The sequence below is a fragment of the Streptomyces fragilis genome (genome assembly GCF_003112515.1).
Classification (GTDB): domain Bacteria; phylum Actinomycetota; class Actinomycetes; order Streptomycetales; family Streptomycetaceae; genus Streptomyces; species Streptomyces fragilis.
In genome coordinates, this window is record NZ_BEVZ01000004.1 from 186,026 (window position 1) to 199,831 (window position 13,806).

At 71.4% G+C, this 13,806-nt stretch carries 10 protein-coding genes; 4 read left to right on the forward strand and 6 right to left on the reverse strand.

The genetic code is table 11. The annotated features are described in order from the left end of the window. Nucleotides 1–48 precede the first annotated feature (48 nt). From Sfr03f_RS14085 to Sfr03f_RS14110, 6 genes are all read right to left on the reverse strand, one after another. Nucleotides 49–462 (reverse strand): roadblock/LC7 domain-containing protein, encoded by a 414-nt coding sequence (locus tag Sfr03f_RS14085; protein ID WP_108954969.1) that lies wholly within the window; start codon nt 460–462, stop codon nt 49–51. A 10-nt stretch (nt 463–472) separates the two neighbouring features. Beyond that, entirely contained in the window at nt 473–3,514 is a 3,042-nt protein-coding gene (locus Sfr03f_RS14090; protein ID WP_108954243.1) for a sensor histidine kinase, read from the reverse strand. A 466-nt stretch (nt 3,515–3,980) separates the two neighbouring features. Then, a complete protein-coding gene (locus Sfr03f_RS14095; RefSeq protein ID WP_108954244.1) occupies nt 3,981–4,559 on the reverse strand; it encodes a GTP-binding protein in 579 nt (192 codons plus the stop codon). Then, complete coding sequence (locus Sfr03f_RS14100) at nt 4,540–4,932, reverse strand: DUF742 domain-containing protein (protein ID WP_108954245.1); 393 nt, start codon at nt 4,930–4,932, stop codon at nt 4,540–4,542. The genes Sfr03f_RS14095 and Sfr03f_RS14100 overlap by 20 nt, the downstream gene beginning before the upstream one ends. A 107-nt stretch (nt 4,933–5,039) precedes the next feature. Beyond that, nucleotides 5,040–5,462 (reverse strand): roadblock/LC7 domain-containing protein, encoded by a 423-nt coding sequence (locus tag Sfr03f_RS14105; RefSeq protein ID WP_108954246.1) that lies wholly within the window; start codon nt 5,460–5,462, stop codon nt 5,040–5,042. Beyond that, on the reverse strand, nt 5,463–9,203 hold the full coding sequence (locus Sfr03f_RS14110; RefSeq protein WP_159105646.1) for a sensor histidine kinase: 3,741 nt from the start codon (nt 9,201–9,203) through the stop codon (nt 5,463–5,465). A gap of 622 nt (nt 9,204–9,825) precedes the next feature. Here Sfr03f_RS14110 and Sfr03f_RS14115 point away from each other — a divergent pair. The 4 genes from Sfr03f_RS14115 to Sfr03f_RS14130 all read left to right on the forward strand — a co-directional run bounded on the left by Sfr03f_RS14115 (nt 9,826) and on the right by Sfr03f_RS14130 (nt 13,755). Beyond that, nucleotides 9,826–10,008, forward strand: a complete 183-nt coding sequence (locus Sfr03f_RS14115; protein WP_108954247.1) for a hypothetical protein — start codon at nt 9,826–9,828, stop codon at nt 10,006–10,008. A 142-nt stretch (nt 10,009–10,150) separates the two neighbouring features. Next, complete coding sequence (locus Sfr03f_RS14120; RefSeq protein WP_108954248.1) at nt 10,151–10,927, forward strand: fumarylacetoacetate hydrolase family protein; 777 nt, start codon at nt 10,151–10,153, stop codon at nt 10,925–10,927. Then, nucleotides 10,920–12,395: a glutamate--tRNA ligase gene (gene gltX, locus Sfr03f_RS14125; protein ID WP_372514366.1), complete on the forward strand. Its 1,476-nt coding sequence runs from the start codon at nt 10,920–10,922 to the stop codon at nt 12,393–12,395. The genes Sfr03f_RS14120 and gltX overlap by 8 nt, the downstream gene beginning before the upstream one ends. A 223-nt stretch (nt 12,396–12,618) precedes the next feature. Continuing rightward, entirely contained in the window at nt 12,619–13,755 is a 1,137-nt protein-coding gene (locus Sfr03f_RS14130) for a serine hydrolase domain-containing protein (protein WP_108954250.1), read from the forward strand. Nucleotides 13,756–13,806 lie beyond the last annotated feature (51 nt).

Sequence of the window (13,806 nt, forward strand, 5' to 3'; positions counted from 1 at the left end):
GTCCCGAAACCTTACGGTCTCGGGACGCCAAGACGCACGCGGGTCCTGCTAGTTGAGCAGGCTTCCCTGAAGCTCCGCGCGCAGGTCCGGCGTAAGTACCGTACCTGCACGGTCGACCAGGAGTGCCATCTCGTACCCCACCAGACCGATGTCCGCCTCGGGGTGGGCCAGCACGGCAAGTGACGAACCGTCCGAAATGGACATGATGAAGAGGAATCCCCGCTCCATCTCGACCACCGTCTGGTTCACATGGCCGCCCTCGAAGATCCGCGAGGCTCCCGCGGTCAGCGAGGTCAGACCCGAGGCGACCGCCGCGAGCTGGTCCGCGCGGTCACGCGGGAAACCTTCCGACATCGCCAGAAGGAGGCCGTCGGCGGAGACCACCACGGTGTGGGAAACACCGGGGGTGTTGTCCACGAAGTTGGTGATCAACCAGTTCAGGTTCTGCGCCGCCTGGCTCATCGGGCTCACACTAACGCTCCTGGTTGTAGGTGCTGTCAGGACCACGGAATTGGTTCCCGTCGGCCTGGCCGTTCGTTTCGTTGCCGGCGGTGCGTCCGCGCTGGACGCCCCGCCGCAGGTTGCTCAGCCGGCCCCGTACTTCGTCGGGGTTGCGGGAGACCTGCGGACCGCCCTGCGGGGTCGCCTCGGCGGTGCCCTCCACGAGGTTCGCCTTGGGTACCCGCTTCGGCAGGCCGGAAGAGGTCACTCCGCCCGCCTTGGGCTTGCGGAGCTTGGACGCGGACTCCCAGCGGCCGTCGTTGGAGGACTGCCAGTCGTCGCCGGCCGCAGCCGGGTCCTGGCCGTTGCCCTGACCGGGGCCGCCGCCGAAGCCCCCGCGCCGCGGGAGTCCGGAGTCGGTCGTCGCCGGGCCCTGGCCGAAGCCTACGCCGTCCGACATGCCCGCGTCAGCGCCCTGGGGCGACTCCGCATCCGCGGGGTACCCCTCGGCGTAGCCGTTGCCGTACCCCTGCTGCTGCCAGTCGCCCTGGTAGGGCTGCTCGCCGTAGTTCTGGTAACCGTCCTGGCCGCCGCCCTGCTGCTGCGCCTGGCCGGACTCCGCATAGCCCTGGTCACCGTAGTACGGCTCGTCGTAGCCCTGCTGCTCCGGGTAGCCCTGCTGGTCGTAGCCGCCGTCCTGGTAGCCCTGACCCTCGTCGTACCCCTGGCCGTCCTGGTAGCCCTGGCCGGCCTGGAAGTCCTGCGGGTGCGTCTGGGCCTCGAGGGCGGCACGGCGCTCCTCGCGGAGGAGCTGGCGGCCGACCGGATCGAGCTCGCGGGCCTCCTCCCCCGGCTGCTGGTAGCGGCTGTCGTCGAAGCCGAGCTCCGCGGCGGTCCGCAGCGGGGCCTGCTCGACGGATGCCTGCTGGTACTGCTCCGGGATGATCTGCGAGACCGTGAACTCGTCGGCCGGCGCGTTCTGCGCGGCGCCGCCGTGCGTGATGTTGTCCGGGAGCATGACCAGCGAGGTGGTGCCGGCCTGCTCGCCCGAGGGGCGCAGCTGGACGCGGATGCCGTGCCGGTCGGACAGACGGCCGACCACGAAGAGGCCCATGTGCTGGGAGATCGCGGCGTCCACGGTCGGCGGGTTGGCCAGCTTGTGGTTGATGTCCGCGAAGTCCTCGGCGGTGAGGCCGATGCCCTTGTCGTGGATCTCGATCATGACGCGGCCGTCCGGCAGACGGGTCGCGGTGACGCGGACCTTGGTCTGCGGGGAGGAGAACGTGGTCGCGTTCTCCAGCAGCTCGGCGAGCAGGTGCACGAGGTCGGTCACGGCGCGGCCGTGGATCTCGGCCTCCGGGACGCCGGCCAGCTCGATGCGCTCGTACTGCTCCACCTCGGAGGAGGCGGCGCGCAGGATGTCGACCAGCGGGACCGGCTGGTCCCAGCGGCGGCCGGGCTCCTCGCCGGCGAGGACCAGGAGGTTCTCGCCGTTGCGGCGCATGCGGGTCGCCAGGTGGTCCAGCTTGAAGAGGTTCTCCAGCTGGTCCGGGTCGGCCTCGTTGTTCTCCAGGTCGGTGATCAGGGTCAGCTGGCCCTCGATCAGGGACTGGTTGCGGCGCGACAGGTTGGTGAAGATCGCGTTGATGTTGCCCCGGAGCAGTGCCTGCTCCGCGGCGAGCCGGACCGCCTCGCGGTGGACCTGGTCGAAGGCGCGGGCGACCTCGCCGATCTCGTCGGTGGTGTTGATCGGGATCGGCACCACGCGGGTGTCGACCCGGCCCGGGTCGGTGCGCGAGAGCTGGTCGACCAGCATCGGCAGACGCTGCTCGGCGACGTCGAAGGCCGCGTTGCGCAGGTCGCGCATCGAGCGGCTCATCTGACGGGCGACGAGACCGGCCAGGACGAAGGCGGCGATCAGGGCGAGGAGCACGGCGCCGGCGGCGACGAAGGCAGCCGTCTTCGCGTCGTCCGCGACCTGCTGCGAGCCCGCCACGGCGGCGTCGGCCAGGTCGGACTCGATCTTGCCGTAGGCCTCGAACTTGGGGTCGTTGACCGCCTGCCAGGTCTCCGCGGTGATGCCGAGCTGCTTCAGCGTCGCCCTGCCCACGGGCGTGCCCGGGTCGTTGACGAGGATCATGCGGATGATCTCGGTGGTGTCGGTGAGGTTCTTGTGGAACGGGGTCTGCGCCGCCGTCTCCGCGAACTTGCGCTTCACCTCCACCATCTCGGACTCCAGGCGCTCCTGGTCCTCGACGCGGCCGGCGCCGGTGTACTCCTCGATCGCGATGCGCTCGAGGTAGGCGTACGAGGAGAGGGTGACGCGCTGCGACAGCCGCGCGCTGATGTCCTCGTCCGGCTTGACCAGGACGTGGGTGCCGATGGAGCGCTGCAGCGACTGGGCGCCCTTGGTGAGCGAGATGGCGTACGCGGTACGGCCGTACGAGGCGACGTTTCCGTCGTCGAGGGTCAGCTCGTTGGCGAAGTCCATGAGGGGGTGGATGACCTTGACGTACCCCTCCTCGGTGCTGGTGCCGGGGAGCCGCTTGGTGTACGCCCGCTCGCGGAGGACCGGGAGCATCTCCTTGGCCTGCTCGAACAGGTCCTTGCGGCGCTGGAGGCTCGGGGTGTCCGGGAGTTCCTCGAGGACCTTGTCGAACTCGACGGCGGCCTTGTCGCTCCGCTCGCGGAGCTGCTTGACGACCGGGTTGTTCTTGCCCTTGCCCTCCAGCAGCGGGGCCGCGCTGAGGTCACGCTCCTCGGACAGCGCGTCGGCGTAGTCGAGGGCGCCGCGGACGACGCGCGCGGTGGCGGCCGCGTCCTCGGCCTCCTGCCAGGTGTCGATGGAGCCCTTGACCTCGACGACGGCCAGAATGAGACCGAGGACGACGGGTATGAGCAGGATCGCGTTCAGACGCGTACGCACCCGCCAGTTGCGGGGCGACAGACGGCCACCGCCCGCCTCGGGCGTGACCACCGGCTCGGAACCGGGCAACTCGTCCGACCCCACCCGCGGGGGCGGCGTGAAGTTGCCCCGCGCCGACGGCTCGGGTCCGTTCTTGCTTCGCCTCACTCGACCAACAACCTCTCGGCGGTCGGCACCTTCGTCGTGCCGCGGTGTCTCTGGGCCCTTGTGACCAATGGGCAGTTCTGGCATTCCAGCACGTGGATAGGGACAGTTCCAAACGTCCGGACAGGGCTGATCCGCACGCGAAAAGGGCCCGCCAAAAAGGGACATAAGGACTGTCGTCCGGCAAATGGCGGGCGGTTTGTGCGCGTAGCGGCACCGGCCGACCGCGCCCTGTGGCAGCAGGGTGACAGATATCTCTGTCGAAATGTTATGAACTTCCGCCCCCGGGTGGCCAAGGCCACAGAGGGCTTTTGCGGCAGGTCATAACGCCTGTGCACGACGGTGCACTTGATGTGTACCACGAACACATTCCGGTGCGGCACCCCCCACGAATTCCGCGCCGGTCCCGCACAGCGGAAACCCGGCCGCGCCGGCTTACGGCGCGACCGGGTTTCCGCAGGCGGCGGGTCTACGGGCGCAGTCGCGCCATCAGCGCGTGCTCCACGAGAGTGATCAGGGCGCCCTTGGCCTCGGTGCGGTGGCGGGCGTCCGTGGAGATGATCGGGGTGCCGCTGCTGATCTGCAGCGCCTCCCGCACCTCCTCCGGCTGGTAGGCCTGCTGTCCGTCGAAGTTGTTGAGCGCCACCACGAAGGGCAGCCCCGAGTTCTCGAAGTAGTCGACCGCGGGGAAGCAGTCGGCCAGACGCCGGGTGTCCACCAGGACCACCGCGCCGATGGCGCCGCGGACCAGGTCGTCCCACATGAACCAGAACCGGTCCTGCCCGGGGGTGCCGAACAGGTACAGGATCAGGTCCTGGTCCAGCGTGATGCGGCCGAAGTCCATGGCGACCGTGGTGGTGGTCTTCCCGGACGTGTGGCTCAGGTCGTCGATGCCCGCGGAGGCCGAGGTCATGACCGCCTCGGTGCGCAACGGGTCGATCTCCGAGACGGAGCTGACGAACGTGGTCTTGCCCACGCCGAAGCCGCCGGCGACCACGATCTTCGCCGAGGTGGTCGCCCGGCTCCCGTCAGAGGTTGCGAAGTCCACTGAGCACCCTTTCGAGCAGTGTCACGTCCGGTGCACCGCCGTTGTTCTCGTCGCCGCCCGGCTGGTGGACGGCGACCATGCCCGCCTCGGCGAGGTCGGCGACGAGGATGCGCGCCACGCCCAGGGGCATGGACAGCAGGGCCGACACCTCCGCCACCGACTTCACCTCGTGGCAGAGGTGACAAATGCGCTGATGCTCGGGGAGGAGTCCCCCGGTCTGTGCCGGATTCGCGATCGTGCTGATCAGCGCCTCGATGGCGAGCTGGTAGCGCGGCCGCGTCCGGCCGCCGGTCATGGCGTAGGGCCTGACCAGCGGCCCCTCTTCACCGTACTGATCTCTGTACGGATCGTGAGCGGCGGAAGGCGGGTTCATTGATCCTCCGGGCGGACAGCAAGTCGGGTTGAAGTGCCGCGGGCCGGTGGGGGGTTGCGTGCATGACGGCCGGACGGTGGGGGGTGTCGGTCACATGGTGCGGCGGCTCAGCGCAGCAGGCTGCCCTGGAGTTCCGCGCGCAGGTCGGGTGTGAGGACGGCGCCTGCGCGGTCGACCAGGAGAGCCATCTCGTAGCCCACCAGGCCGATGTCGCACTCCGGGTGCGCCAGGACGGCCAGCGAGGAGCCGTCCGAGACGGACATGATCAGCAGGAAGCCGCGCTCCATCTCGACGACGGTCTGGTTGACGTGCCCGCCCTCGAAGATCCGCGAGGCTCCCGCGGTCAGCGAGGTCAGGCCCGACGCGACCGCGGCGAGCTGGTCGGCGCGGTCGCGCGGGAAGCCCTCGGACATCGCCAGGAGCAGGCCGTCGGCGGAGACGACGACGGTGTGGGAGACCCCGGGCGTGTTGTCCACGAAGTTCGTGATCAACCAGTTCAGGTTCTGTGCAGCCTGGCTCATCGGGCTCAACTAGCGCTCCTGCTGGTGAGTGGGGTTCGGGAAGGAGCCGGTCTGGCCGGTGGTGGCCTGCCGTCCCTGCGCGATGCCCCGGCGGAGATTGGTCAGCCGGCCCCGCACGGCGTCGGGCGCGCGGGAGACCTGCGGCCCGCCGGTGTGCTGGTTCTGCTGGGCCGTGCCCGGGACGAGGTTCGCCTTGGGCACGCGCTTGGGCAGGCCGGACGTGGTGACGCCGCCCGCGCTGGGCTTGCGGGCGCGCTCGGCCTGGCGGGACAGCTCGTCGTTGGGCGAGCTGCGCCAGGGTGCGGCGGACGGCCGCTGGGCGGCCTGGGCGCCCGGCCGCTGCGGAGCCGGAGGCTGCTGCGCCGGCTGCTGGGGGGCGCGCTGCGGGGCCTGCGGCTGCTGCGGACGGCGGGGCTGGCCCGGCGCCTGCTGCTGCGGGGCGGGCCGGCCGGCCTGCGGCTGCTGGTACTGCTGCTGGCCCTGCGGGCCCTGGCCCGGCTGCTGGCCGCGGAACCAGTTGGTCTCCAGCGAGTCGAACAGCGGGGTCCCGCCGTCGGTGTGGCCGTTGACCGGGGGCAGGTCGCCCTGCGCGGGCTGCTGCTGGGCGCCGTAGCCGCCGTACTGCTGCCGGCCGTCGGCCGGAGGCTGCGGGAACTGACCGGTGGACGTGGGGTCCTGGTACTGGCCCGGTGCCGGGAACTGGCCGGTGGACGTGGGGTCCTGGTACTGGCCCTGCGCCGGGAACTGACCGGTGGACGACGGGTCCTGGTACTGGCCCGCCGCCGGGAACTGACCGGTGGACGAGGCGTCCTGCGGCGCGGCCGGGTAGCCCTGCTGCGGGTACTGGCCGCCGGCGGGAGCGCCGGGGGTGCCGTACTGCTGCGGGGCCTGCGGCTGCTGGGCCTGCGGCCGGGCGCCCTGCTGGGGGTGCCGGACGCCGGGCGCCTGGGACTGCTGCGGCGCGGGGCCGTCGAAGTCGGGGCGCGGGAACTGGGCGGTGGAGCCCGGTCCCTGCTGGTCCTCGACGCGCGGCAGCTGCGAGGTCTGGCCGAAGTCGTCGTGACCGCGCGGGCCCTCGGCCGGGCGGGCGGCGCCGCCCGGGAGCTCGGCCCGCGGACCGCCCGGAGGCGGCAGCTGCGGCTGGCGCGGACCGGACTGGCCGCCTTGGGCGCGGTTCTGCGGACCGGCGCCGGGACCCTGGCCCCTGCCCTGCCCGCCGGCCGGGCCCATGCCCTGGCCACCGGCGGGGCTCATGCCCTGCCCGCCGGCCGGGGCCATGCCCTGACCCTGACCCATGCCCTGGCCCGTGGACTGGCCCTGCTGGCCGGTGCGCTGCGCCGGGACCGAGCCGCGGTTCTGCTGCTGCGCGGGGCCGGCCGGGAAGCCCGCCTGCGGGGCCTGCGCGGAGGGACCGCCGAAACCGGCGCCCGCGGTGGGACGGCCCTGGCCGGCTCCGCCGGCGGGCATGCCGCCCCGGCCGCCCGAGGGGCTCTGGCCGAAGGCTCCGGGGCCGCCGGGGCCGCCGGAGTCACGGGCGGGCAGCGCGGGACGCGCGCCCGAACCGAGGGCCGCGCCGCCGCGACGGGCCGCCGCCGCACCGGCCGCGGCGGCGGCGACACCGCCGCCGCCCTGGCCCTTGGTGGGAACTGCCTTCTTGTCGCCCTGGGCGACGTCCACGGGGAGCATGACCAGCGCGGTCGTGCCGCCGGAGTCCGAGGGGCGCAGCTGGATGCGGATGCCGTGGCGCTGCGAGAGGCGGCCGACCACGAACAGACCCATGCGGCGGGAGACGGAGACGTCCACCGTGGGCGGCGCCGCGAGGCGCTCGTTGATCGCGGAGAGGTCCTCCGGCGAGAGGCCGATGCCGGTGTCGTGGATCTCGATCAGCGCGCGGCCGTCGGGCAGCGCGTGACCGGTGACCCGGACCTTGGTCTGCGGGGAGGAGAACGAGGTGGCGTTCTCCAGCAGCTCGGCGAGCAGGTGCACGAGGTCGTTGACGACGCGGCCGGCGATCTCGGTCTGGGGGACCGTGGACAGCTCGATGCGCTCGTACTGCTCCACCTCGGAGGCCGCGGCGCGCAGCACGTCGACCAGCGGGACCGGGCGGGTCCAGCGGCGGCCGGGCTCCTCGCCCGCGAGGACGAGGAGGTTCTCGCCGTTCCGGCGCATACGGGTCGCGAGGTGGTCCAGCTTGAAGAGGGAGGACAGCTGGTCCGGGTCGGCCTCGCGGGACTCGAGTTCGGAGATCAGCGTCAGCTGGCGCTGGATGAGGCCCTGCGAACGGCGCGAGAGGTTGGTGAACATCGCGTTGACGTTGCCTCGCAGGAGGGCCTGCTCGGCGGCGAGGCGGACCGCCTCGCGGTGCACGTCGTCGAAGGCCGAGGCCACCTGTCCGATCTCGTCCCGGGAGTGCACACCGACCGACTCGACGGTGGTGTCGACGTCCTGCGGGTCGTTCTCGGAGAGCTGCTTGACCAGCTCGGGCAGGCGGTCCTTGGCGACCTTGGTGGCGGTGTCCTGCAGGCGGCGCAGCGAGCGGATCATGGAGCGGGCCACGACGAAGGCGCCGACGAGGGAGACGCCGAGGACGACCAGGATCAGGACACCGGAGATCAGTGCCTCGCGCTGGGCCTCGGTCTGCAGCTCGCGGGCCTTCTGCTCCATCTCCTCGAGGAGCGTGTGCTCGATGCTCTCCATCGACTCGAGCTTGGTGGAGGCGTCGTCCACCCAGTCCTGGTAGGACTGCCGGTTCACGTTGCGGGTGCCCTTGGGGCTGAGCACGGTGTCCGCGTACTTGTCCGCGGCCTCGATGACGCTGTTGTTGCCGAGCGGTTCGAGGGTCTTCTTCGCGCCGGATCCGTAGATCGTCGTGAAGGCGTCCAGCTCGCTCTTCTCGCTGCCGATGGCGGCCTCGCCGTAGAGGCGGTCGTTCTCGGAGAGCTTGGCGAAGGAGGCGGCGTCCTTGGGGAGCGCGGCGGCGATGACCGCGCGCTGCATGGACGCGTACTCCTTGGCCGAGGAGAAGGCGGCCAGGGCGCGGGTGCGCTGGATCATCTCCGGGTTGCTGGTCGCCTCGGCCATGTCGGTGGAGAGGTCGAGCAGCTGGGTGATGAGCCGGTGGTAGGACTCCACCGTCTGGGTGGCGTTGCCCTTGGAGTCGTAGGCGTTCTTGCGCAGCTTGTCGAGGTCGCGCAGTTCGCCGACGAGGCCGACGAGGCTGTCGCGGACGCCCTGCAGCTCACCCTCGGTGAGCTGGTCGTCGACGGCCTCGGTGTCCTTGAGGAACGTGGTCCGGGCGCGGTCGGTCTTCTCGCGCGGCGTCTTGACCTTGTAGTCGCGGTCCGAGCCGCCGTGGGCCAGCGGGCCGGCCGTCACGTCGCGCTCCTCCTGGAGCGCGGTGGCGAGCTCGGTGGCCTGCTTGGTCATCTCGGTCAGCAGCTGCATGTTCTCCAGCTGCTGCATGTCCTCGAGCGAGTCGCTGATGCGCAGGCCGCCCAGGGTGGTCGCGGCGACCACGGGCAGCGCGAGCAGCGAGACCAGACGGGTGGAGATGCGCCAGTTGCGCAGGGCCATGCGGGAGCCCGGGCCCGTGGATCCGCCGCCTGCCGGCTGCAGCACCGGGGCGGCCTCATCGCCGGCCGGTCCCTGGCCCGGGGCCTGGGCGTGCTGGGGCGAGGCACCGCGTGCGGTCCCGTTGTGTGGCTCCGGCTCCGCCGAAGCGCTGCCATCCCTCTTGAAACGTCCCTGCACTAGCGTCGCAACCTCTGGACCAGGCGTCCCTCCGGGGGAAGGGACGGTGTCGGCGTATGCGAGGGCGCGTTCGGGCTGCGCCCCCGTTGGGTGGTCGTGAAGTGACCTTCGTGGTCGTGATGGACCGGCGTTTCTTCCCCCTCCTGACCTCCGCCCGGCGCTGTCGGCGCACCGGGGCGTCGGCTGGTTCCCACGACGGTCCGTGGAATTCCAGCACAGTGGCCGATCCTCAACAAGGCCCGTAGGGCAGGCCGTGACCCAGATGACACGTTGTACCGGCCACGTCACAGGCCGTGGAGGCTCACACCGGGCAAAACGGGTGTTTCCCCAGGTACCGCCTGGCCCGGACAGGTGTCCCAGTCGCCATGATCAGGAGCGGAATGGAGACTTTCACTTGCTTATGTCCGCTATCGCCCGCCGTCCGTTTCGCCGGATTGGCCGGGAATGACGGGCGTTCAAGTGAGGAAAATCACTAAGGATTCACGTACCCTTCACCGGTTGGGCGGTGAAACGCGCGTTTAGCCTGACGTTTTAGCCTGATGCTTGAGAGGGACCGCCGGCAGTCCGCCGGCGCCCGCCCCACGCCGCAGCAGCACCCGTCATCAGAGGGGTCCGGACGACAGTGAAGACGAACATGAGCTCTCGCAACACCGCCAACCCGCGCCGCACCACCCTGGCGCACCTGGAAGACGCCGCGCACCTGCTCGGCGAGGAGCTGGAGCACTCCGTCGACCTGCCGGCCCAGACGGCCAACCCCCGCCGCACGGTCCTCGACGAGGTCCCGGTCCGCGCGACCGCCGAGTAGCGGCGGCGCCGGCACGCCCGGGGGCCGCCGCCGGTACTCGGGCGGCCCGTCCGGACGGTGCGCACCACCCCGGCCCCTTCCTCCGCGTTAGCCTGGAGCGTCAGACTCCGGCCGGCAGCTCAGTGAGGGGCACCAGGATCCCGTGCGCATCGCCAGATTCTCCATCGACGGGAACGTCGCCTTCGGCGTGGTCGAGGGCGACAAGCAGGACGAACTCGTCCTCGACATCATCAAGGGCATCCCGTTCGCGGAATTCGAGCTCTCCGGCACCAAGGTCCCGCTGAGCAAGGTCCGCCTCCTGCCGCCCGTCCTGCCCAGCAAGGTCGTCGCGTTCGGCCGCAACTACGCGGACCACGCCGCCGAGATGGGCGGGGAGGCGGCCCAGGACCCGTTCGCCTTCTTCAAGCCGTCCACCTCGGTGATCGGCTCCGGCGACGTCATCCGGTACCCGTCCTTCTCCCAGGAGCTCCACCACGAGGCGGAGCTGGCCGTGGTGATCGGGCGGATGTGCCGCGAGGTCCCCAGGGAGCGCGTCAAGGACGTGATCCTCGGCTACACCTGCGCCAACGACGTCACCGCCCGCGACGTGCAGCGCCGTGAGCAGCAGTGGGCGCGCGCCAAGGGCTTCGACACCTCCTGCCCGCTCGGCCCCTGGATCGAGACCGAGCTCGACCACTCCGACCTCGCCGTCCAGTGCACGGTCAACGGGCAGCAGCGCCAGCTGGGCACCACCGCGCAGATGGTCAACTCCGTCGAGGACCTGGTCGTCAACATCTCCGCGGCGATGACGCTCCTGCCGGGCGACGTGATCCTCACCGGCACACCGGCGGGCGTCGGCCCGCTCCAGGACGGCGACGAGGTCGCCGTCACCATCGAAGGCATCGGCACTCTCACCAACAAGGTTGTCAAGCGTGGCTAGCGCACCAGTCCGTGTTCGTTTCTGCCCCTCCCCCACCGGTAACCCCCACGTGGGCCTGGTGCGCACCGCCCTGTTCAACTGGGCGTACGCCCGGCGCCACCAGGGGACCCTGGTCTTCCGCATCGAGGACACCGACGCGGCCCGCGACTCGGAGGAGTCGTACGAGCAGCTCCTCGACGCGATGCGCTGGCTGGGCTTCGACTGGGACGAGGGCCCCGAGGTCGGCGGTCCGCACGCGCCGTACCGGCAGTCGCAGCGGATGGACATCTACCGCGACGTGGCGCAGAAGCTGCTGGACGGCGGCTACGCCTACCACTGCTACTGCTCCGCCGAGGAGCTCGACGAGCGCCGTGAGGCCGCCCGCGCGGCCGGCCGCCCGTCCGGCTACGACGGCCACTGCCGTGAGCTGACCCCCGAGCAGGTCGCCGCCTACGAGGCGGAGGGCCGCAAGCCGATCGTGCGCTTCCGGATGCCCGACACCACGATCACCTTCGACGACCTGGTGCGCGGCGAGCTGACGTTCACCCCGGAGAACGTGCCGGACTACGGCATCGTCCGGGCCAACGGCGCGCCGCTGTACACCCTGGTGAACCCGGTCGACGACGCGCTGATGGACATCACCCACGTCCTGCGCGGCGAGGACCTGCTCTCCTCCACCCCGCGGCAGATCGCGCTGTACGGCGCGCTGATCGAGCTGGGCGTCGCCAAGGCCGTCCCGCGCTTCGGCCACCTGCCGTACGTGATGGGCGAGGGCAACAAGAAGCTCTCCAAGCGCGACCCGCAGGCCTCTCTCAACCTGTACCGCGAGCAGGGCTTCCTCCCCGAGGGCCTGCTCAACTACCTGTCGCTGCTGGGCTGGTCCCTCTCCGCCGACCGGGACGTCTTCTCGATCGAGGAGATGGTGGCCGCCTTCGACCTGAAGGACGTCAACCCGAACCCGGCGCGCTTCGACCTGAAGAAGTGCGAGGCGATCAACGGCGACCACATCCGGATGCTCGACGCGAAGGAGTTCGCGGCCCGCTGCGAGCCGTGGCTGCGGGCGCCGTTCGCCCCGTGGGCGCCGGAGGACTTCGACGAGGCGAAGTGGGCGGCGATCGCCCCGCACGCGCAGACCCGTCTGCGGGTGCTGTCGGAGATCACCGCGAACGTCGACTTCCTCTTCCTCCCGGAGCCCGTTTTCGACGAGGCCTCCTGGAACAAGGCGATGAAGGAGGGCTCGGACGCGCTGCTGCGCACGGCGCGCGAGAAGCTCGAGGCCGCCGACTGGTCCTCGGCGGAGTCCCTCAAGGAGGCCGTCCTGGCCGCCGGCGAGGCCCACGGCCTGAAGCTCGGCAAGGCGCAGGCCCCGGTCCGCGTCGCGGTCACCGGCCGCACGGTGGGCCTGCCGCTCTTCGAGTCCCTGGAGATCCTCGGCAAGGAGAAGACCCTGGCCCGCGTGGACGCGGCGCTGGCGAAGCTGGCGGCGTGACGCGCCAGGCGATACAGCCGGCCGTACGCGGCGCGCACGAAGGGGCGGTGGCCGCTCCCGGTACCTCCGGGAGCGGCCACCGCCCTTTCCCGTCCGGTGTGTGCGGGTGCACCGAATCGCATCCGGCGCGTTCCCCTGCCGTGACCTTCCCTTCTAGGGTGCCGTTGTCGGCGGGGCGGGCGGTCGGGCCGGCCCCGGGCAGGAAAGGGACGAGGGGCACGGCGTGGCCGAGCTGAACGGATTTGTGGACGAGCGCTTCGCGGCGGTGCGGGAGGCCGCGGAGGCCAACCTGGCCGCCGGGAGGGAGACCGGGCTGTCGATCTGCCTGGACGTCGACGGCGAGCGGGTGGTCGACCTGTGGGGCGGTCACGCCGACCGGGCGCGCACCCGCCCCTGGGAGCGGGACACCCTGGTCAACGTGTGGTCGACGACCAAGACGCTGACCTCGCTGGCGGCGCTGATCCTGGTGGACCGCGGTGAGCTGGACGTCGACGCCCCGGTGGCGAAGTACTGGCCCGAGTTCGCGGCGGGCGGCAAGGAGGGCGTGCTGGTCCGGCACCTGCTGGGCCACACGTCCGGGGTGTCCGGCTGGGCGGCGCCGTTCGACGCGGCGGACATCTTCGACTGGGAGCGCTCGACCGCGCACCTCGCGGCGCAGGAGCCGTGGTGGACCCCGGGTGAGGGCTCCGGTTACCACCTGCTCGACTTCGGGCACCTCGTCGGCGAGGTGGTCCGCCGGGTCAGCGGGAAGCCGCTCAGGCGGTTCGTCGACGAGGAGATCGCCGGCCCGCTGGGCACGGACTTCCGCATCGGCGCGCGGGAGGAGGACTGGGACCGCTGCGCGGAGATCATCCCGCCGCCTCCGCTGCCGATCGACCAGAGCGCGATCGACCCGTCGAGCGTGCTGATGAAGACGATGACGGGCGCGCCGCTGCGGGCCGAGGTCGCCAACACCGCCGAGTGGCGTAGCGCCGACATCGGCGGGGCCAACGGCCACGGCAACGCGGCCTCGATCGCGCGGACCCTCTCCGTGATCTCCCGCGGCGGCGAGGTCGACGGGGTGCGGCTGCTGTCGCCGGAGACGGTGGAGCTGATCTTCCGCGAGCAGGCGCGGGGCGTCGACCGGGTGCTGGGCATCCCCCTGCGCTGGGGCATCGGCTACGCGCTGCCCGAGCCGGCCGGGGTGCCGTTCGTCCCCGACGGCAGGATCTGCTTCTGGGGCGGCTGGGGCGGCTCGCAGATCGTGATGGACGTCGAGCGGAGGATGACCTTCTGCTACGTGATGAACGAGATGAAGGCGGGCCTGGTCGGCTCGGAGGAGGGCGCGCAGTACCTCTCCGCCGTCTACGCGGCGGTCTGACGCACAGTCACCGGGCCTGCGCCTCCCCGCGCCGCGGGGGGGGGCGGCCTG